Consider the following 20,165-nt stretch of genomic DNA (forward strand, 5'->3'; position numbering starts at 1 on the left):
AGCGTGCAGCGAAGCAGAGCGGTCCCGGGTGTGGTGTTCGGTACAGGCGCATTTCTGATCTGGGGGCTGTTTCCGGCGTACTTCGGGTTGCTGGCCTTCGCCAATCCGGCCGAAGTGGTAGCGCAGCGGATTCTGTGGACGTTGGTGCTGGTGCTCATCGTGCTGGCGATAACCGGGCAGCTCGGTGGACTGCGCGGTATCGCCCCACGGACCTGGCGGATGGCAGCGGTGGCCATCGCGGCGCTATCGATCAACTGGGGCGTGTACGTCTACGGCGTCACCTCCGGACATGTGGTGGAGTGTGCGCTGGGGTATTTCATCAATCCGCTGGTGACGGTGGCATTCGGCGTGCTGATCTTCCGTGAGCGATTGGCCAGGGCGCAATGGGCGGCGCTGGGGCTGGGTGCGGTGGCGGTCGCCGTGCTCACCGTCGACTACGGCAGACCGCCGCTCATCGCGCTGGCACTGGCCTGTTCATTCGCCACCTATGGGCTGGTGAAAAAGGTGATTCCGTTGGACGCGCTGCACGGAATCGCGGCCGAAGGTCTGGTCGCCGCACCGTTCGCGCTGGCCTTCGTCATCGTATTCGCGATGACCGGGCGCAGCGAATTCGCCAGCGGCATCACACATTCCGGACTGATGATCTCGACCGGTCCGGTCACCCTGCTGCCGCTGTTGCTGTTCGCCGTTGCCGCGCAACGGGTTCCGCTCTCGACCATGGGACTGCTGCAATACCTCACGCCCGCGCTACAGATGGCCTGGGGCGTGGCCGTCGCGCATGAGCCGATGCCCGCGTCGCGGTGGGCCGGGTTCGCGCTCATCTGGGCGGCACTGGCGATTTTCACCGCCGACGCGCTGGTGCGTGGTCGGCGGCGGGTGCGGACCGCCCAGCCCGCACCGGCCAGTTCAGCCGACCGCCGCGGCGCCGGTCAGTAGGCGGTGTTGATGTGGCCCGGGGTCCACAGGCCGGAGTGGTCCTGCTGGGTGATTTCGGGTTCGGCGGGGTCGGCCTTGGGATCGATGCGGACCAGTTGTTGAAGTTCGCCCCAGTCTCGATGCCAGTCCTGGTCGAGGTAGGTGGCCAGGGTGCGCGGACGCAGCAGCATATTGGACCAGCCGAGCGGGCCGCCGCCGTCGTGGCTCTGCCACAGAGTGGTGATTTCCGCGCCAGGTCGGTCCGGCAGGATGCGGTAGGCCGGGACCTCGGCGATATTGTCGCGGTGATCGTAGGGCCGCTGGTTGGGGAATTGCAGGCCGACCATCCAGTCGGTGAGAACCGGAACCTGTGAGCCGACAACATCGTTCAGCGTTCTGGTCTGTGGTACCCGCGGCGGGGTGACGGCCAGCCACTGCTTGGGATTGCGGTCTCGGTCGACGGCGACGATGCGGATCACGTCCGCGCCGCTGGGGATTTCGCTGAACGGTACACGCAGGTTGCGCCACGACGGCGCCGGTCCGATATCGATTGGGGCGACCTTGCCCATGGGCTGCGCGGTCATCGCGGAATCGGTTGCACCGTATTCGATTTCGAGGGTCTGCCCCGGGGTGACGATGCCGTCGGCGTCGACCGAGCGGATCCGGCCCGCCGCGGTCAGCGCGATAATGCCATGACGATCACCGGATTCGGGAAGTCGATACCAGCCGGTGGTCAGATCGGCGGGCCCCGCATCTCCGGAGCCGTAGCTGCCCAGTACCGGCGTCGTCGCCGGGTTCAGTCCGAAAGGCAGTGCGGCGGAGGCGGTTCCGGCTGTGTTCTCCGAAGCCGACTTACTGCTCAAAGCATCGGCGATGCTGCCGGTCGGACTCGAATCGTCGTCGGGACGCAGATCGGCGGCCACGCCCGAACCGGTGAATCCGGTGCCGGAGCCCGACAGCGTGCTCACCGCATCGCCGGTCAGCGGCCGCAGCATGCCCGCATTCGGATCGGTCTCCACCAGCACATGACCGGCCAGACCCGCCGTCTTCCCGGTCAGTGCCTCGATATTCGAGCGCGCCAGCGAGAACGCCGGGCCCTGGGCCACGGCCGCCTTGGCGAAAGAGCCGACATCCCAGACCACGAGCAGCGCCAGCGCGATGGTCAGCGGCGGAAGTACCGACACTCGCCATGCGAGACGCGAAACCCGATGCGGGGTACCGGGCTCCGGCGCCCGCACATGCCACCACGCGGCCACGGCCAGCAGTACGGCGGCCGCGAGCAGGAACAATTTGTTGAGCTCGATACCAGCGATCACCGGCGGCTTGTCCCACCACGGAATGCCGTAAGACGAGACGTACCACCACTTATTGGGCCCGGAGAATACCAATGCGAGCAGAAATGCCACCACCGCGGCGAACAGCGCACGGTAGCGCGGCGCCCGCAAAACCCTTGGGGCCACGGCCATCGCGGTCACCATGGCGACAGCACCGGCGACGCCCGCGTAGACACCGAAGTGATGGGTCCACTTGGTCGGCGTGACCATGATCAGCAGCAGCGCGCCGACGGTGACACCGAGAATGCGCCGGGTCGGCCCCGCGGCCAGCACCGGAATCCGACCGCCCTTGCGCAGCAGCACGATGACACACACGATGAGCCCCGCGAGCATCACGAGCACACCGATCCGGCGGCCGACGGAGCCGTCCGTCTCGCCCTGGAAGAGGTACTGATAGCGCAGATATTCATTGAACCACTCGACATCCGGGCCGACGATGTGGTGGATCCGCTTCATCTCGAACATCGCCGCCAACGGCTGGTCGGCGAACATGATCGCCAGCACCACGATACCGGCGGCCAGCAGCGGTGCGAGCAGCACGGCGTAGCCGACCACTCGGGAACGCAACGATCCCCGAGTCCCGGTGCGGTCCATGATGATTCGCGCGACCGGTCGCAATCCCGCCAGTAGCGCCGCGATACAGATCACACCCGACGGCCCGGCCGTGCAGGCAAAGGCCGCAACCAGGATCGCGAATCCGGCGGGCAACAACCGCCGCGTGGCAATGGCACGCTCGACCAGACACCAGGTGAGCAGTAGTCCCAGCGCAACCGGCGGTTCCGGACGCAGTCCGTTGTCATAGGCGAGCCAGATGGTCAGGAAACCGAGTGCACCGCTGCACATCGCGACCCGGTTGCGACGCACCGCGACACCGAGCCGCGGCGCCACCTCGCGGCTGAGCAGCAGCCACATCAACACACCGCAGCACAGCGCGGGCAGCCGCACCCACGGACTGGCGATGCCGACCTGCGTCATGATCCGGATCAGGTCGTAATACGGTGTGCCGACCGGATTTTCGGGCACCCCGAAGTAGGCGAAGTAGTTGGCCATATAACCCGCGACACCCGACGCACGGGCCATACCGAACTGATAGCCGTCATCGGAGGTGGTCGACCCGATGAAGTGCCAGACCACCATGGTGCCCAGCACCACCACGTCGAGCAGGGTGAATGTCCACCAGCGCTGCGGCAGGAAGCGGCGCACCCGCCGACCGTCCAGCCGATCGAGCCGATACAGCGCGACGAGCGCGACAATCGTGCACAGCACCGCGAGCCAGATCGCCGCGCGTTTCACCGGCGTGGGCGTCGAGGAGAACCTGGTATCGAGTTCGGCGGTGACGCGCGCACCATCGGCCGCGGCCAGATCGCTGAAGATGCCCACCATCTGCGGTCGGTAGTCGCCATTGAGCACCACCGGGAATCCGGGCGCTTCGAATCCGACCAAGGTGGCGGTCGCGCTGGTGCTATCGGCGTGCACGGTGAGTTCACAGCCCGGAACCAATTCGGTCACCGGCACACTGAGCAATGCCTGATTGCGCAGCACCACATCCAGCCGCGCCGGAGTGTCGGCTCCAGCCTGCACTCGGGCGACGAATCCGTAGCGCTCGAGATCCGGCGCGTGATCGGGTCCGGTCGCCACAAGGGTGCCGCCCTTGGCGCTGAGCTGGTTGATCGCCGTGCATGGCAGGGTGGCGTCGAAAGTCAGTGGCGCATAGGAGATCAGCGGCGCCTCGATGCTGCGCGCCGACCCTGCCTGTGGCCAGGTCAGCGTCGCCGCGTCCACCCGGACCGGCAGCAGCGGCACCGCCACCGCGAACAGTGCGCCCAGCAGACCCGCGATCAGCGCGATCGGCCCGGCCCAACCCCAGCGCGTCTTCGATTGTGCCGTCCCGAGTTCGGATTCCTCGACGGACGGCTGCCCCGCCCACACCATCGTGTCAGCCACGGGGCCTGATCCTAACGGTAACTATTTCAAACGAAAGTTCTTGCCGGCGTGCGGCATTGATTCTCAGCATGTACACAGCTGTCGCGGCCGACACCGGGCCGGCCGCGACAGCTGACCCTTTCGAGCGACCTGCAAGCAGTCGCTACGGAGGGAACTCAGCCGCAGGCCGCCGACTGCTGGCCGAGGTTGGTCAGCATGGTGCAGGCCCAGGCCTTCTGGATCTTCCACTTGCCGTCCTCCGCGACGAACGGCACATCGATAATGTTCTCCTGGCCGTTGAGCAGTACCTTGGCCTTGGCATTGACGCTGTCGCCGAAGCCGGTCACATCGGTGACCGTGATAGTGACATTGGCGCCCTTGGCGGCCTCGGCCAGCCGGTTCGGCAGTTCCGGATCGGCCTCGGCGCCCTGCACGCCGTCGAGCTTCTCCGAATTGGGCACCGACGGATCCAGCGCACGCTGCAGCTGCGTGTTCAGTTCCGCGACGGAGGGGACCGGCGGCAGATTGGTGTTCGAGCTCGCGCTGGCCGAGGCCTTGGCGCTGGTACTTGTCTTCGCGGCCGGCTTGCTGTCTTTGTCATCGCTGCAGGCGGTCATGCCGAGTGCGGCGACGACGGCCAGGCCGGCGATGGCGATGCGTCCAGTCTTACGAAGCTTCAACTGCTCGTCCTTTACGTTCGAGTAGGTACATGTCGTTCCACCAACGGCAGCCGTCACCCGAATCGGCGACGCTGCACGAATGACCCAGGCTACCTGTCAGCGGAGACTGCCGAGCGGATCCGCCCGGGACAGACTGATGTCGTCGGCGGCAAAGGTACGCGCCGGACCGGGCCCTGTCGAGCTGGTCTCGAACCGAACAGTAACCACACCGAGCCCGGCGCCCTGCACCCACCCGTGCCCGAATTCGGGGTGCGTGACATCGAGTCCGCGATACCACAGCGTCGCGCTGCGCATCGGCGAATCGCCCTGAGCTGCACCGACGCTCGACTGCGTAGTCCCGGGGACCGGGAAGGTCGCGGTCTCTGCCAGCTCGACGCCGAGCGGCCCGACCGACGCACGCGCGCCGAGCTCTGTCGCACCGTCCTCGGCTGCCGATGGCCCCCGCTGAGTATCCCAACTATCGGAGTGCGGCGCGTCGCCCTCCCAGCTGCCCGCATCCTCGACCGGGGCCTGATCGAGCTCTGGGAACAACGACTCCTGCCGAACGGTCGACAGCCCGCCGTAACCCACCCCGACCAGCCGAATCGGCCCGAGTTCGGCCGGATCAATGGCCGAGCGCTGCGCCGCCGTCGTCAACGTGGCCAGCTCGGTCGTCGCGTACGGCAGGGTGAACGACCTGGTCACGATGCTCATATCGGACTTCTTCAGCTTCAGCACCACAGTGCGTGCGGCCCGGCCGTCCTTTTCCAGCCGACGGTGCGCGGCCGCTGCCATGGTCTCGATCGCCGGACGTAGCTGGGCCATCGTGACGATATCGGTCTCATAGGTGTTCTCAGCGCTGATCTGTTTGGCCTCGGCCCGTTCGGCGACCTGCCGGTCGTCGATGCCGCGGGCCAGCCGGTGCAGTGCCGCGCCGACGCTGCCGCCGAGGATGGACACCGCCTCCGATTCCGGCAGCGCCGCGAAGGCGCCGACTGTCTCGATACCGAGCGAACGCAAGCGGCCCTCGGCCACCGGACCGATCCCCCACAGCTTGCGCACCGGCAGCCCGGCCAGCAGTTGCTGCTGCTCATCCGGCGAAACCACCCGTACCCCATCGGGTTTGGCCATACCGGAGGCGATCTTGGCCAGCTGCTTACCGGTACCCGCACCGACCGAGGCGACCAACCCGGTCCGCTCCCGCACCAGCGCGCGCAGCTGCTCACCGAATTCGCGCACCTGCTCGACGGTCGCGCCCACCAACTCGGCCGGCTCACCGAACGCCTCGTCGAACGACAGTGTCTCCAGCACCGGGATGCGGCTGCGCAGTGCGTCGAACACCCGCGCACTGACCACGCTGTAGACAGCACCGCGCGGCGGCACCACCACCGCGGTCACCCCGACCAAGCGCCGCGCCTGATGCATCGGCATGGCCGAGCGCGCACCGAATACCCGCGCCTCATAGCTGGCGCCCGCGACCACACCGCGACCGCCGGTTCCGCCGACCAGCACCGGGCGCCCGCGCAGTGTGGGTCGGGTCAATTGTTCGACCGAAGCGAAGAAGGCATCCATATCGATATGCAGCACCCACCGCCGCGCCGTACGCACGGACGCGCCTCGCCCGGCGGCCATAGCGGTGTTGTCGGTGCTCACGCACCGGAATCTACGCCGCCGCACCGACAGGTCGGCCCACCGCGCAACCCGGCGTAAACCTGTGAATTCGGCAAGCAACCTGGGTTCCAGGTGGACGTCAGCCGAGTAGTTTCTGCGAGATTGCTACCGATCGGTGCGCCGCGACGACCGGGCGGGTGCGGCGCTCTGCCCTGCCCAACCATCCGTGACCAGGACCGATACCGATATGTTGCCGACTCGACATGCCCAACCCAAGCGTGGGGATCACCGGTTCGGACCCGCTCGGGTATGTGATGATCGGACCATGAAGATCCGCAAGGCCGTGATACCGGCCGCCGGAATCGGCTCCCGGCTGCTCCCGCTGACCAAGGCCATCCCCAAGGAGATGCTGCCGGTCGGCGATAAGCCGGTCATCGAGCACACCGTCCGGGAGCTGGTCGCATCCGGAATCACCGATATCACCATTGTGGTCAGCGGCGGAAAGTCCTTGATCCAGGACCATTTCCGCCCCAATCCAGCCCTGGTGGCCCAGCTCCGAGCCGACGGCAAGGACGCGTTCGCCGATGCGGTGGAGGAGGTCGGCGAGCTGTCCCGGCTCGGGCACATCACCTACCTCGATCAGCACGGGCCCTACGGCAACGGCACCCCGGTGCTCAATGCCGCCCGCAATCTCGGCGACGAGCCGATGCTGGTGCTGTGGCCCGACGACGTCTTCGTCGCCGGGGTACCGCGCGCCCAGCAGCTGATCGACGCCTACGAGGCGACCGGCGCGCCGGTGCTCGCGCTGATGCCGATGGATCCGTCCGAATCCAAGCGCTACGGCGTCCCGGTCGTCGCGGACGACCAGGGCAACGGCCTGCTGCGCATCACCGGGCTGCGGGAAAAGCCCAAGCCCGAGGACGCACCGTCGAACTATGCCGCGATCGGTGGCTATGTCGTCACCCCCGGCATCATCTGCGAACTGCGCAGGCAGACCGAGCAGTGGTACGAACATCGCACCGGCGAGGTGTACCTCACCGATGCGATCAATGTGCACGCCGCCGACAACCCGGTCTTCGGCCAGGTCATCCAGGGCCGCTGGTACGACACCGGCAATCCCGCCGACTATCTGGTGGCCCAATTCGCCTCGGCTCTGGCGCATCCCCAGTACGGACCACTACTGCGCCAGCTCGTCGACTGATATCGGGCTCGCCTCGCGCAGGGCGACGATCACGACCTTGTCGTCGGGCCAGCACTGGAACACGCCCTCACGTTCCGCATCGTTGCTCTACGGGCGAGCGCGATGGTCGTGGGAACGTAGCCGATCCGAATCAGAAGCGACGAATGGTGTAGATGTCGAAATCGCGCAGCGGATGCAGACCAACCGGAACGCCCCAGTCGTGCGCGTCCAGGACCTGCCCGGAGCCCGCGTAGATGCCGACATGCGAGGCGTCGTCATTCAGGATTACGACATCACCCAGCGACAGGGCCGGGAACGGAACCGTGGCACCGACCTTGGCCTGCTCCCAGGTAGTGCGCGGTAGTTTCACCCCGACCTGACGGAATGCCCACTGGACCAGACCCGAGCAATCCCAGGCGAACGGGCCGGTGGCGCCCCATTCGTAGGGTTTGCCGATCTGAGTGTAGGCCGCGGTCAGTGCGCCGAGTCCGGCGACACTCGGCAGCGGCAGGGCAGCGGAACCGCTGGAACTACCGGAACTACCGGAGCCGGAACTACCGGAACTACCGGAACTACCGGAGCCGGAACTACCCGAACCGGAGCCGCTTCCGGTATCACCACGCACCGGTCCAGCGAGGACGAGCGCCATGACAGTCGATACCAGAAACCCAACAGCTATCCGCCGCAATGCCCTTTTGTGCGCGGTGATCATGTGCTCGTCCCTTCCGTCGACCCGGTCAACGCGCGGTACCGGCCTCGCCGTCAGGGAAGGGGATCCGCACGCCACAGACCTGCGCCACCTACGTATTCACGTGTGGCGCAAGGTATTTCAGGTAGAGCAGTTCAAGTACGAACATTCACTGCGGTCACAGAAGTCGATCTGCACACCAGCAGCAACATGCAGATTGTGCCGGGCATTGTGCGATCACGACAACGAATCAGCTAATTCCCAGCATGTGATCTACATCACACCAGAGAAGATCATGGACGCGGGTCGGGGCGGGATCTCGAGATCCCGCCCCGACCACCTCGTTCCAAGGAACGGCCGTATCAGACCTTCGCGATCGATACCCGCACACCACCGACGATTTCGGCGGCATCCGCGCCCGGATCACCGAAAGTCAGCTCGGTGGCCAGGATTTCGCCCGCGATGAGGTCGCGGTGGGTCTGTGCCCAGACCTGCTTATCGGCGGGCACCGCGAGCACCACGGTGATGCGATCGGATACCGCCAGCCCCAGGGACTTTCGCGTCTCCTGCAGATCGCGGATCACATCGCGGGCCCAGCCCTCGGCCTCGAGTTCCTCGGTCACCACCGAATCGAGCACGACCAGACCGGCATTGCCGGGCAGGGCCGCGGTGGACTCCGGCTCGGCCGCGACCAGGCGCTGGGTGTACTCCTCCGGCAGCAGTTCGATGCCCGCCGCGGTGACCACACCTGCGGCGTTCTCGGACCATTCGCCCGCCTTCACCGCCTTGATCACCGTCTGCACATCCTTGCCGAGGCGCGGGCCGGCGGCCCGTGCGTTCACAACCAGCTCGAAACGGCCGTGCACGGCGACATCGGTGGTCAGGTCGACCTTCTTGACGTTCACCTCATCGGCGATGATGTCGGCGAACGGCCGCAGCCGCTCGGCATCGGGCGCGGCGATAGTGACCTCGGCCAGCGGCAGGCGCACCCGCAGGTTCTGTGCCTTGCGCAGGCTCAGCACCGTCGAACAGACCACCCGGACCTCGTCCATGGTGGCGACCAGATCCGGATCCTGCGGCAGCTCACCCTCCTTGGGCCAATCGGCCAGATGTACCGACTGCTCGCCGGTCAGCCCGCGCCAGATCACCTCCGAGATCAGCGGCAGCAGCGGCGCGGCAAGCCGGGTGACGACCTCGAGCACCGTATGCAGCGTGTCGACAGCATCACGGTCTTCCTCCCAGAAGCGCGAACGCGACCGGCGCACATACCAATTGGTGAGGGCGTCGGCGAAGGAGCGCAATTCCTCGCAAGCGCCCGCGATGTCGTAGACCTCGAGCGCCTCGGTCATCACGTCCTGGGTCGCGGCCAACTTGGCCAGGATGTAGCGGTCCAGCACATGCTGCGAATCGGTGCGCCACACACCGGTTTTCGAGGCGTAGAGCTGCAGGAAGGTCCACGCGTTCCACAGCGGGCGCAGCGCATGGCTGACTCCCTCGCGGATGCCGCGCTCGGTGACGATGAGATTGCCGCCGCGCAGGATCGGCGAACTCATCAGGAACCAGCGCATCGCATCGGAGCCGTCCCGGTTGAACACCTCGTTCACATCCGGATAGTTGCCCTTGGACTTGCTCATCTTCAGTCCGTCGTCACCGAGCACGATGCCGTGCGCGGCAACGGTTTTGAAGGCCGGGCTGTCGAACAGCGCGGTCGAGAGCACGTGCAGGGTGTAGAACCAGCCGCGGGTCTGCCCGTTGTACTCGACGATGAAATCGCCCGGGAAGTGGCTGTCGAACCACTCCTTGTTCTCGAACGGGTAATGCACCTGGGCATAAGGCATCGAGCCCGACTCGAACCAGCAGTCCAGCACCTCCGGCACCCGGCGCATGGTCGACCTGCCGGTCGGATCATCGGGGTTCGGTCGGGTCAGCTCGTCGATCATCGGCCGGTGCAGATCGGTCGGGCGCACACCGAAGTCGCGCTCCAACTCCTCCAGCGAGCCGTAGACATCGGTGCGCGGATAGTCCGGATCATCGGAGACCCACACCGGGATCGGGCTGCCCCAGTACCGGTTACGGCTGATATTCCAGTCTCGTGCACCCTCGAGCCACTTGCCGAACTGTCCGTCGCGGATGTGCTCGGGCACCCAGGTGATCTGCTTGTTCAGCTCGACCATCCGGTCGCGGAACTTGGTCACCGCGACGAACCAGGACGGCACCGCCATGTAGATCAGCGGCTGACCAGAGCGCCAACTGTGCGGGTAGGAGTGCTCGATCGTCTCGTGCCGCAGCAGCTTTCCGGCCGCCTTGAGATCCTTGATGATCACCGGATTGGCATCGAAGACCATCAGGCCCTCGTACGGCGGCACCATCGAGGTGAACTTGCCGCCCGGATCCAGCGGCTGCACGAGTTCGATGCCGTTGGCGGCGGCGACATCCATATCCTCCTCACCGAAAGCCGGTGCGAGGTGCACGATTCCGGTGCCGGACTCGGCGGTCACATAGTCGGCGGTCAGCACGCGATGCGCATTGGGATGACCGACGAAGAAGTCGAACGGCGGGTCGTAGGATAGATCCGCGAGAGCCGCGCCGTCGAACTCGCCGAGCACCTCGGGCTGGTCGCCCAATTCACGGGCGTAATGCGAGACCCGTTCGGCGGCCAGCAGATAGCGCTTCCCGTCGCCGACGCGCACATGCACGTAGCGGAAATCGGGATGCACGGCGATCGCGAGGTTGGATGGCAGGGTCCACGGCGTGGTGGTCCAGATGAGTGCGTTGGCCCCGTCGAGTTCGTGCAGCGGATGCTCGCCCGGCACGCGCAGCACCATATCCACGGTGACGGCCGGATCCTGGCGCATCTTGTAGGCGTCGTCGAGCCGGGTTTCCTGATTCGACAGCGGGGTCTGCTCGTACCAGCTGTATGGCAGCACCCGGAAGCCCTGGTAGATCAGGCCCTTCTCGTGCAGCGACTTGAACGCCCACATCACCGACTCCATGAAGTCGAGATCCAACGTCTTGTAGTCGTTGTCGAAGTCCACCCAACGGGCCTGACGCGTCACATAATCGCGCCATTCTCCGGTGTAGCGCAGAACCGAAGATTTACAGGCCGCGTTGAATTCCGCGAGACCCATAGCATCGATCTGTGATTTGTCCGTGATACCGAGCTGCTTTTCCGCTTCGATTTCCGCGGGCAATCCGTGACAGTCCCAGCCGAAACGTCGATCGACCCGCTTGCCGCGCATCGTCTGGAAACGCGGCACGAGATCCTTGACATACCCGGTGAGCAGATGTCCATAATGTGGCAAACCATTGGCAAACGGCGGCCCGTCGTAGAAGACGAACTCCGCTGCACCCGAACGGTTCTCGATACTGGCGCGGAAGGTGTTGTCGGCGGCCCAGGCGTCCAGGACCCGACGCTCCAGGTCGGGGAAAGATGACCCGCTGCCGGTTCCGTAGCGACTGCTTGCAGGTCGCTCGAAAGGGCCTGCCAGATCGACGCGCGGGTATGCGCTGCTGGAAGGTTCGTCCGCCATCGCGGATACGTCTCCTCGTGCCGCCGCGCCGTGGCGCGTATGTGTCAGCACGGGGACGATGACGACGCCGGTTGCGTCGAAACCGCGGTACCACCCCGCTTGTCCGGGCGGCGCGCCGATCCGCGCGACCAACCAGGACCTCTCGTTTCGAGCTGTGACGGGCTCGCCCGTTCGGTTCTACTGAGTGCGGTGTGCGCACCGTTCTTCCGAAGGCTCCCCGGTGATGGCCGGATCTACGCCGATTACATGTTTGATTCTAACCAGTACGGTCAAACCAGTTTGTTGGGCCCACAATTACCGTTTCGCATGCCGACCAGGCGGCGGCGCGGAATCACCCTCGGAGCTGCGCATGGAAAGCGCGCTCACCAGCAACAGCACAGCACCCACGATGCAGATGAGGATGCACCCCCAGGCCCATAGCACCGACCCAGTGGTCAGCGCGGCCACGAGCAGGGCGAACCCGATCGCGGCAAGGACCAGCGTCAAAACGAGCATATTTACCCCCTAGGCATGCCAGGCGGCTCGGCGTACCTCTAGTTACTCAAACAGCAACTACAGCGGAGATATCTCTCTACCACGAGATTACTTGGCGCCCTTGGCGAACGAGGCGGGAGCGAGATTGTTCGCGGTATTGGAGTCGACGAAGGCCTCGCCGCCATCCACCGGCACCGCCGAGCCACGGTTCTCCAACTCCTCGAGCTGGGACTCCAAGTACGACTTCAGTCGCACGCGGTACTCCCGCTCGAAGGTCTTGAGCTGCTCGATTCGGCTCTCCAGCACGCTGCGCTGCTGGGTGATGGTGGCCATGATCTCGGTGTGCTTGCGCTCGGCATCGGCCTGCAGCGCGTCGGCCTTTTCCTTGGCCTGCCGTAGCTGGTTGTCCGAACGGGTCTGGGCATCCGAGAGCATCGCATCCGACTTCTGCCGTGCATCGGCGATCATCGCCTCCGAGCGGGTTCGCGCGTCGCCGACCAGGCGTTCGGAGTTGGCCCGGGCATTCGACAGCAGGTTCTCCGCTTCGAGCTTCGCATCGCTGGTCAGCCGGTCCGCCATCTCCTGGGCGAGGCTGAGCACCTTGGCCGCCTGCAGATTCGCATCCGCGCTCGGCGCATCCTTGGCTACCGGGGCCGCGACCGGCATCGGAGGCGGCGGCGGGGCCTGTTGCACCGGTGGCTTGATGGGTTCGGGCGGGGGCGGCGGGGCTTGCTGGACCGGTGCTTTCACTGCGGCGGCATTTGCCGGACCACGATTTTTCTTGGCGTCGGCCAGTTCCGCATCGAGTTCAGCAACCCGCTGGCGCAGGTCAGCGTTCTCCTCGATCAGACGCGAGAGCTCCTGCTCCACGAGATCCAGGAAGGCGTCTACCTCATCCTCGTTGTAGCCGCGCTTCCCGATCGGTGGTTTGCTGAACGCGACGTTGTGCACATCGGCTGGGGTCAGCGGCATGGAAGGATCCCTTCACGCGTCTTTTGGAGATCTAGCAGATCTAGCAAGCTATCTTCTCGGTTCATTCTGTCACACCAGGGCTACCCGTCGGCGTGGCCGCCCACAAACGTCATCGAGATGAAGACGACGAAAAGCAGGACCATAATCGACAGATCGAGCCGAATTCCTCCCAATGACACCGGTGGTATCAACCGCCTCAGGAGTTTCACCGGAGGATCGGTGATCGTGAAGATCACCTCGAGGATGACGACGACGAAGCCGCTCGGGCGCCAGTCGCGGGCAAAGCTGCGGATGAACTCCACGATCACTCGGCTGATCAACAACAGCCAGAAGATGAACAGTACGAAGTAGAGCACCGCAAACAAGGCCACGATCTCACTCTGCCCCAAAATCCGCGTCGCGCAAAGTGACCACACCGCTAGCGACTGCTTGTAGGTCGCTCGAAAAGGTCAGCCCCATACGCAACGGGTCTAACAGAACCCCCGGATCACAGTGCTATTTCTGGTTGTAGAAGCCGGTTTCGGCGATCCTGCGACGTTCTTCGGCCGAGACATCGACATCGGCCGGTGAGAGCAGGAACACTTTGGTCGCGACCTTGTCGAATGAGCCGCGCAGCGCGAAAGCGAGACCGGCGGCGAAGTCGACCAGCCGCTTTGCGTCGGCATTGCTCAGATCGACCAGGTCCATGATCACCGGGTTACCCTCGCGGAAGCGCTCACCGATGATGCGGGCCTCGCTGTAGTCGCGCGGGCGCAGCGTCGTGATCTTGGACAAGGGACCTCCGTCCTCGAAGATCCCCGGCCGACGTGCGGGCGCGGGCTCGGGGCGCACGCGCTCCTCCAGTCGCCGCTCCTCGGCCTCGGGATCGACGGCGAGCGCACCCCTGGTGGCTCCCCGCAACATCGGCGCGCTGCCGCCCGCACGGAATCGCGACGCGCCCGGCGCGGCATCGATCCTGGTGGGACGGGGCCGCGCGTCATAGCGGTCGTCCACGTAGGGCTCTTCGACGTAGTCGTCGCGCCGAGACACCGGATATCCCGCCTTGTACGGCGACTTGTACGCCGGCTCAGCGTAATCCGGCTCATCGTCGTAGCGGTCTTCGGCATAGCGGTCCGCGCCGTAACCGGCGCGCTCGGAATAGTCACGGGGCCGGGGACGACGTGAGCCGCGCTCGTCCACACCCCGGGGGGCCGGCTCGGCGACATAGTCGTCTTCGTAATCCTCGAGCGGAACCATGCCGAAGTACGCCTTGAACTTGTGCAGCGTGCTCATTTCATAGACCTTCCTTCGGCCCCGGTGGCGGCCGGGTGTTGAAGTCTTGCTCAGTCCTCTCCAGTCCCAGCATATGTGTCGAATGTGACTGATGAGGTTTCTTTGCTACGCCGAGGTTATCGGTCGAGCGCCCATCAAGGCGGTACCGACACGCACACAGGTAGAACCGTGTTCGATTGCCGATTCCAGATCGCTGGACATGCCAGCGGACAGTTCGGCCGCTTCGGGATGATCCGCGCGTACCAGGGCATGCAAATGCGCAAGGCGTGCAAAAGCATCGTCCGGAACGGCGTCGAGCGGGGGAATCGCCATCAGGCCCGCGAGCTGCAGTCCCGGCGCGGTCGCCACCCGATCGGCCAGTGCCGCAAGATCTTCCGGGGCGACCCCACCACGACCCGGATCCTCGTCCAGGCTCACCTGTACCAATACGCGAACCGGTTCGCCGCGCTCGCCCGCGTCCAAGGCGGCCCGCGCCGCGGTGTCAAGGGCCGTTGCCAGGCGTTCGCTGTCGACCGAGTGCACCGCATGTGCCCAGCGCGCGACGATCCGCGCCTTGTTGCGCTGCAGCCGACCGATCATGTGCCAGCGCACCTCCGCGAGGTCGGTCAGTTCGGCGACCTTCGCGGTGGCCTCCTGCTCCCTGGACTCACCGAATTCCCTGCAGCCCAAGCGATGCAGGATGGCGATATCGGTGGCCGGGAAGAACTTCGTCACGGGCAGCAGCCGCACCGAGTCCGCAGCACGCCCGGCCGCATGACAAGCCGCGCCGATTCGCTTGTTCAGATCGGCGAGATTCGCCGCGAGTTCGGCGGTCCGGCCGTCCATTGCCTCGGCCGCAATGGATTCGGTACTCATGTGTCCGCCTGCATCCAGATGACACCGGCGATGCGCCCGGTCGGCGCGCCGCGGCGATGACTGAACAGCGTCTTGTCCTCGATCGTGCAGCGCGGATCGATGGCCACCCCGCCGATTCCGGCTTCGGTGAGCTGTCTGCTGATTCCGGCCCGCAAGTCCAGTGCGGGGGTGCCGCGCACGGTGGTTGTCGCACTGCCGGGCAGATGCGCCTCGACATCGGCGCGCATCGCGGCGGGCACCTCGTATTGACGGCCCGATGCGGCCGGGCCGAGGAAGGCGCCGATCCGTTCGATGCGGGCACCGGCCGAAACCATTGCGTCCAGTACCCGCGGCACGATGCCGATGCGCGCGCCGATTCGCCCGGCGTGCACGGCCGCGATCACACCGGCTTCGTCATCGGATAGCAGGATCGGCACGCAGTCCGCGGTGAGCACCACCAGTGCCAGACCCGGCGCGGTCGTCACCAATGCGTCGGTGGCCGCTACGGGTGCATCCCGTGGCCCATCAATGATTTCGACATTGCGCCCGTGGATCTGTTCCATCCACACGAGCCGATCCGGTGTCAGGCCGATACCCTGGGCCAGCCGGTCCCGGTTCCGCTGCACGGTCGCCGGGTCGTCCCCCACATGATCCCCGAGATTGAACGAATCGTATGGCGGCGCCGAGAAACCGCCCGCCCTTGTGGTCGTCACTCGTCGAACGACTCCCCCGCCTCCCCGGAACTTTTGCCGGTCGTCGTGCACGTCGACGGCGCCGTCGCGGGCCGACGGTCGTGTGCCCAGCTGGGTGCTGGACGTACCCGCCGAGTTACCCATGTGCTCCCCCGCCTCCCCGAGTCTTTTGCCGGTCGTTATGTGCCTCGGCAGTACTCGACCGGTCCGGCGGTTGGCGGAGTGGCTGAGCTTTGGGTGTACCCGATGAGTTACCCATGTACGAACGAAATCTGTCGTTGCTTTGGCATACCGCCAGTCTGCCAGCCCAGGCGACCGAATCGTGCGAACGGCGGCCTAGCGACGCATGAACGACGGCACGTCTACATCATCGTCGTCGTCATCGGAATCCGGCGGGTCGATATGCGAGCGCGTGTTGTGCGTGACCGTCGGCTCGGCCAGCGTGCGGGCCCGTTCGGAATCCCGGTAGCTCGGCACCGCGCCCCGGGTGGAGCCGGTTTGACCTGCGGCGGAAGCGGTTTCGGTGCGCGCGGCGGCGGCGATCTCACTGGCCCGGCTACTCTGGCCGATCTCACCGGCCCGAGCCGAACCGATCGCGCCGCGCCCCGCCTCGAAGGTGCGCCGGGCCGGGCCGCCGCCATCGAAACCGGCCGCGATTACCGTGACGCGAACCTCATCGCCGAGGGAATCGTCGATGACGGTGCCGAAGATGATATTCGCCTCGATATGCGCGGCTTCCTGCACCAGCGAGGCCGCCTCGTTGATTTCGAACAGACCCAGATCCGAACCGCCCGCGATCGAGAGCAGTACGCCGTGCGCACCGTCCATCGATGCCTCGAGCAGTGGCGAATTGATCGCCGATTCGGCGGCCTTGACCGAACGGCCCTCGCCGCGTGCCGAACCGATGCCCATCAAGGCGCTGCCCGCGCCGGACATCACGCTCTTCACGTCGGCGAAGTCGACGTTGATCAGACCCGGGGTGGTGATCAGATCGGTAATGCCCTGCACACCGTTGAGCAGTACCTCATCGGCGGAACGGAAGGCGTCCATCAGGCTGACCGCCGCATCGCCGAGCTGCAGCAGCCGATCGTTCGGGATGACGATGAGCGTGTCGCAGGATTCGCGCAGCAGGTTGATGCCCACCTCGGCCTGGTTGCCACGGCGCTTGCCCTCGAAGGAGAACGGCCTGGTGACCACACCGATGGTCAGCGCGCCGAGTTTGCGCGCGATGCTCGCGACGACCGGCGCGCCACCGGTACCGGTGCCGCCGCCCTCACCCGCGGTGACGAAGACCATGTCGGCGCCCTTGAGCACCTCTTCGATCTCGTCCTTGTGATCTTCGGCGGCCTTACGCCCGACCTCCGGATCGGCACCGGCGCCGAGACCGCGGGTGAGCTCACGGCCGACGTCGAGTTTGACGTCGGCATCGCTCATCAGCAGCGCCTGCGCATCGGTGTTGACCGCGATGAACTCGACTCCCTTGAGTCCCTGTTCGATCATCCGGTTGACGGCATTCACACCGCCGCCGCCGATACCGACGACCTTGATCACAGCAAGGTAGTTGTGCGGGGGCGTCATGGGCTCTCGCCTTCCTTCGATCTAAAGTCTGTCGTTTTCGAATTCTCGACATTCGGTCTGTGGCAGGTCCGAGCCAACCCTAAAGCTCAACCATAGGGTTAGCGTTATGTCAAGTATCCGACTGCTGCGGAACGCTATTCGCAGCCGCCGCGATAGGCGCGCAGGCGCGCCGAAACGACTGACAGAATCTTGTGTGATCCCTCTCGTCTCACCGCGCAACACGTCGTATCGTGAACGGTTGCCCCCGAACCCCCGGTCTCGCTGGGCTGTTCCCACTGCGGTCACAGTTCCATCGAAAAACCCCTGGGCACAATGGGTATCGATCACTTTACCGTGACCAGATTCGGACTCGAAACATCGAACACCGTTCCATCGCGGGTCAACAGCGGCATCACCACGGCCGCCTTGCGTTCCGCGTCATTAGTTCCTCCCCACAGTACCGCGCGACCGTCGCGCAGGTTCAGGGAAATATTCGAAATCGACCGCGCGACAACCTCGTCCACTTGCCCGATCAGCGCCGCAGGCAGTACCGACAGCACCGATGCCGCGGCCCGGGTGACCGGATCATCGCTGCCGGGATGTTCGGCAATGAGCTTCGCAACGCCGATGGGTGCGTCCTCGATCGCGAACTCCACACTCTCCGCATCCAACAGATGCGCGCCTTGCGGACTATCCCAGAACAAGACCGGCGTGCGCTCGTCCACCGTCACCTTGACGGTGGAGGGAAATACGCGCTGCACCCGTGCGCTGCGGACCTTCGGAATGCTCGCCACCCGCCGGGCCATCGCATCGGTGTCGATGCGCAACATCGAGCGGCCGGACGGGATCTCGAGTTTGTCGCGCACCTGTTCCTCGGGAACCACGATCAAACCGTCGATTTCGACCGTGCTCGCCGAAAGCATCGGGGTGAACCAGGCCAGTACCGCGACAACGGTAAGGACGCACACGCCGAGCAGACCCCACAGGCGCAGGCGACCCCGGTGTGCCCGGTCGAACCAGTCACCCGCGGTTCGCATCGCGGGTCACCGCCCGTATTGCGGACGCGCGCGCAGCCCATCGAGAATCTGGCTGCCGAGCATCGTCACATCGCCCGCGCCCATGGTGATCACCACATCGCCGGGCAGTGTCAGGCCCGCGGCCTGGCGGCCGACCCGCGACATATCCGGCTGGTAGTGCACGGGTTTGGTGACGGCTTGGGCGACGAGTGCGCCGTTGACGCCGGGCAGCGGCTTCTCCCGCGCACCGTAGACATCCAGCACGACGACCTCGTCGGCAAGGCTCAGCGCCGCGCCGAAATCCTGGGCGAAGGTGGCGGTGCGGCTGTAGAGGTGCGGCTGGAACACCACGATGACCCGGCCCTGTCGTGAGCGCGCACCGTCGCGGGCCTCCTGCTGCACCAGTTCCGCGGCCGCGCCGAGGACCGCCCGCACCTCGGTCGGGTGGTGGGCGTAATCGTCGAAGACGCGCACGCCGTTTTCCCGGCCGACGAACTGGAACCGGCGATGCACGCCGCCGAAACCTTCCAGCCCCTGGATGATTTCGTCCACATCCGCCCCAGCGGCACGCGCGGCGAGCAGCGCGGCCAATGCGTTGAGCGCCATATGCCGACCGGGCACCGCGAGCCGCAGGGTGCGCGGCGCGGCCTCATCGATGAGCTGGAATTGGGCCAGCCCGCCGACATCGCGTGGCTCCCAACTGTGCAGCCGCACGCCCACCGGCACCGGCGCGTCGGGCAGTTCACCCGATCCGTAGCCGAGCACCCGAACGTTCTTCTCCGCCAACCGCGCACCGACTCGCTCGGCCAGCGCCCACGAACCGGGATCGTCCAGACACACCACCAGCAGCCCGCCGGGACCGAGACGGTCGGCGAAGTCATCGAAGACCTGGACGTAGGCCTCATCGGAGCCGAAGAAGTCCAGGTGATCGGATTCGATATTAGTGACCACGGCGACATCCGGGTCGTACTGCAGCAGCGAGCCGTCGCTTTCGTCGGCCTCGGCGACGAAGATTTCGCCGGTGCCGTGGTGGGCATTGGTGCCCGCCTCGTTGAGTTCGCCGCCGACCGCGAAGGACGGGTCGAATCCGCAGTGCTGCAAAGACACGATCAGCATCGAGGTGGTCGAGGTCTTGCCGTGTGTGCCCGAGACCAGCAGCGTGCGATGCCCGCGCATCAGCGAGGCGAGTACGGCGGGGCGCAACAGCACCGGAATATCGCGCCGATTCGCCTCGACCAGTTCGGGATTGGTCTTCGGGATGGCGGCATAGGTGGTGACCACCGCGGTCGGGCCGCCGGGCAGCAGATCGAGGGCACTGGCATCGTGCCCGATGCGCACCTGCGCACCGCGGGCCCGCAGCGCGAGCACACCGCGGCTCTCCTTGGCATCCGAACCGGAGACCGAGCCACCACGCGCGAGCAGGATGCGGGCGATTCCGGACATGCCGGCACCGCCGATCCCGACCATGTGCACGCGCGCCAATTCGGGCGGCAGAGCCGAGCGCGCCT

General features: G+C 65.8%; 16 protein-coding genes. 2 read left to right on the forward strand and 14 right to left on the reverse strand.

From position 1 onward, the window contains the following. Nucleotides 1-3 precede the first annotated feature (3 nt). Complete coding sequence (gene rarD, locus AB0J47_RS29620; RefSeq protein ID WP_364353198.1) at nucleotides 4-936, forward strand: EamA family transporter RarD; 933 nt, start codon at nucleotides 4-6, stop codon at nucleotides 934-936. Here the strand turns inward: rarD and AB0J47_RS29625 are convergent. The 3 genes from AB0J47_RS29625 to AB0J47_RS29635 form a co-directional block, all read right to left on the reverse strand. After that, nucleotides 930-4,193 carry an arabinosyltransferase domain-containing protein gene (locus AB0J47_RS29625; protein ID WP_364353201.1) on the reverse strand — a complete coding sequence of 1,088 codons (3,264 nt, stop codon included), beginning with the start codon at nucleotides 4,191-4,193 and terminating at the stop codon, nucleotides 930-932. The two genes, rarD and AB0J47_RS29625, sit on opposite strands and share 7 nt — an antisense overlap. A gap of 155 nt (nucleotides 4,194-4,348) precedes the next feature. Beyond that, nucleotides 4,349-4,852, reverse strand: a complete 504-nt coding sequence (locus AB0J47_RS29630) for a hypothetical protein (RefSeq protein WP_364353204.1) — start codon at nucleotides 4,850-4,852, stop codon at nucleotides 4,349-4,351. Between the two features lie 96 nt (nucleotides 4,853-4,948). Then, entirely contained in the window at nucleotides 4,949-6,463 is a 1,515-nt protein-coding gene (locus AB0J47_RS29635) for a DNA polymerase IV (protein ID WP_364353362.1), read from the reverse strand. A gap of 304 nt (nucleotides 6,464-6,767) precedes the next feature. Between AB0J47_RS29635 and AB0J47_RS29640 the strand changes: the two genes are divergently transcribed. Then, the gene (locus AB0J47_RS29640) at nucleotides 6,768-7,643 is read left to right on the forward strand and encodes a UTP--glucose-1-phosphate uridylyltransferase (protein WP_364353207.1); all 876 of its coding nucleotides are present in this window, start codon (nucleotides 6,768-6,770) and stop codon (nucleotides 7,641-7,643) included. Between the two features lie 130 nt (nucleotides 7,644-7,773). On the opposite strand, the gene AB0J47_RS29645 is transcribed toward AB0J47_RS29640, so the two are convergent. The 11 genes from AB0J47_RS29645 to murC form a co-directional block, all read right to left on the reverse strand. Continuing rightward, nucleotides 7,774-8,334 carry an NlpC/P60 family protein gene (locus tag AB0J47_RS29645; protein ID WP_364353210.1) on the reverse strand — a complete coding sequence of 187 codons (561 nt, stop codon included), beginning with the start codon at nucleotides 8,332-8,334 and terminating at the stop codon, nucleotides 7,774-7,776. A 338-nt stretch (nucleotides 8,335-8,672) separates the two neighbouring features. Next, nucleotides 8,673-11,840: an isoleucine--tRNA ligase gene (gene ileS, locus AB0J47_RS29650; protein ID WP_364353213.1), complete on the reverse strand. Its 3,168-nt coding sequence runs from the start codon at nucleotides 11,838-11,840 to the stop codon at nucleotides 8,673-8,675. Nucleotides 11,841-12,134: 294 nt separating this feature from the next. Continuing rightward, nucleotides 12,135-12,335, reverse strand: a complete 201-nt coding sequence (locus AB0J47_RS29655) for a hypothetical protein (RefSeq protein WP_062988683.1) — start codon at nucleotides 12,333-12,335, stop codon at nucleotides 12,135-12,137. Nucleotides 12,336-12,422: 87 nt separating this feature from the next. Then, on the reverse strand, nucleotides 12,423-13,286 hold the full coding sequence (locus AB0J47_RS29660; RefSeq protein WP_364353218.1) for a DivIVA domain-containing protein: 864 nt from the start codon (nucleotides 13,284-13,286) through the stop codon (nucleotides 12,423-12,425). A gap of 80 nt (nucleotides 13,287-13,366) precedes the next feature. Continuing rightward, nucleotides 13,367-13,657, reverse strand: coding sequence for a YggT family protein (locus AB0J47_RS29665; RefSeq protein WP_040688811.1), 291 nt, complete (start codon nucleotides 13,655-13,657; stop codon nucleotides 13,367-13,369). Between the two features lie 124 nt (nucleotides 13,658-13,781). Beyond that, the gene (locus AB0J47_RS29670; RefSeq protein WP_364353221.1) at nucleotides 13,782-14,558 is read right to left on the reverse strand and encodes a cell division protein SepF; all 777 of its coding nucleotides are present in this window, start codon (nucleotides 14,556-14,558) and stop codon (nucleotides 13,782-13,784) included. A gap of 105 nt (nucleotides 14,559-14,663) precedes the next feature. Next, nucleotides 14,664-15,413 carry a YggS family pyridoxal phosphate-dependent enzyme gene (locus AB0J47_RS29675; RefSeq protein ID WP_364353224.1) on the reverse strand — a complete coding sequence of 250 codons (750 nt, stop codon included), beginning with the start codon at nucleotides 15,411-15,413 and terminating at the stop codon, nucleotides 14,664-14,666. Next, nucleotides 15,410-16,105, reverse strand: coding sequence for a peptidoglycan editing factor PgeF (gene pgeF / locus AB0J47_RS29680; RefSeq protein WP_364353228.1), 696 nt, complete (start codon nucleotides 16,103-16,105; stop codon nucleotides 15,410-15,412). Before pgeF ends, AB0J47_RS29675 begins: the two co-directional genes overlap by 4 nt. Before the next feature lie 315 nt (nucleotides 16,106-16,420). Further along, nucleotides 16,421-17,662: a cell division protein FtsZ gene (gene ftsZ / locus AB0J47_RS29685; protein ID WP_364353231.1), complete on the reverse strand. Its 1,242-nt coding sequence runs from the start codon at nucleotides 17,660-17,662 to the stop codon at nucleotides 16,421-16,423. Nucleotides 17,663-17,985: 323 nt separating this feature from the next. Further along, complete coding sequence (locus AB0J47_RS29690) at nucleotides 17,986-18,678, reverse strand: FtsQ-type POTRA domain-containing protein (RefSeq protein WP_364353234.1); 693 nt, start codon at nucleotides 18,676-18,678, stop codon at nucleotides 17,986-17,988. 6 nt (nucleotides 18,679-18,684) lie between these two features. Then, nucleotides 18,685-20,124: a UDP-N-acetylmuramate--L-alanine ligase gene (gene murC, locus AB0J47_RS29695; RefSeq protein WP_364353365.1), complete on the reverse strand. Its 1,440-nt coding sequence runs from the start codon at nucleotides 20,122-20,124 to the stop codon at nucleotides 18,685-18,687. Between the last annotated feature and the right edge of the window lie 41 nt (nucleotides 20,125-20,165).

The sequence above is a fragment of the Nocardia sp. NPDC049737 genome, assembly GCF_040674755.1.
GTDB lineage: Bacteria > Actinomycetota > Actinomycetes > Mycobacteriales > Mycobacteriaceae > Nocardia.

Bases quoted from the DNA above. Each gene is read 5' to 3' on its own strand.
- AB0J47_RS29635 (WP_364353362.1), bottom strand. From the start codon at position 6,463: ATGGCCGCCGGGCGAGGCGCGTCCGTGCGTACGGCGCGGCGGTGGGTG.
- AB0J47_RS29640 (WP_364353207.1), top strand. From the start codon at position 6,768: ATGAAGATCCGCAAGGCCGTGATACCGGCCGCCGGAATCGGCTCCCGG.
- AB0J47_RS29645 (WP_364353210.1), bottom strand. From the start codon at position 8,334: ATGATCACCGCGCACAAAAGGGCATTGCGGCGGATAGCTGTTGGGTTT.
- ileS (WP_364353213.1), bottom strand. From the start codon at position 11,840: ATGGCGGACGAACCTTCCAGCAGCGCATACCCGCGCGTCGATCTGGCA.
- AB0J47_RS29655 (WP_062988683.1), bottom strand. From the start codon at position 12,335: ATGCTCGTTTTGACGCTGGTCCTTGCCGCGATCGGGTTCGCCCTGCTC.
- AB0J47_RS29660 (WP_364353218.1), bottom strand. From the start codon at position 13,286: ATGCCGCTGACCCCAGCCGATGTGCACAACGTCGCGTTCAGCAAACCA.
- AB0J47_RS29670 (WP_364353221.1), bottom strand. From the start codon at position 14,558: ATGAGCACGCTGCACAAGTTCAAGGCGTACTTCGGCATGGTTCCGCTC.
- AB0J47_RS29675 (WP_364353224.1), bottom strand. From the start codon at position 15,413: ATGAGTACCGAATCCATTGCGGCCGAGGCAATGGACGGCCGGACCGCC.
- ftsZ (WP_364353231.1), bottom strand. From the start codon at position 17,662: ATGACGCCCCCGCACAACTACCTTGCTGTGATCAAGGTCGTCGGTATC.
- AB0J47_RS29690 (WP_364353234.1), bottom strand. From the start codon at position 18,678: ATGCGAACCGCGGGTGACTGGTTCGACCGGGCACACCGGGGTCGCCTG.
- murC (WP_364353365.1), bottom strand. From the start codon at position 20,124: ATGGTCGGGATCGGCGGTGCCGGCATGTCCGGAATCGCCCGCATCCTG.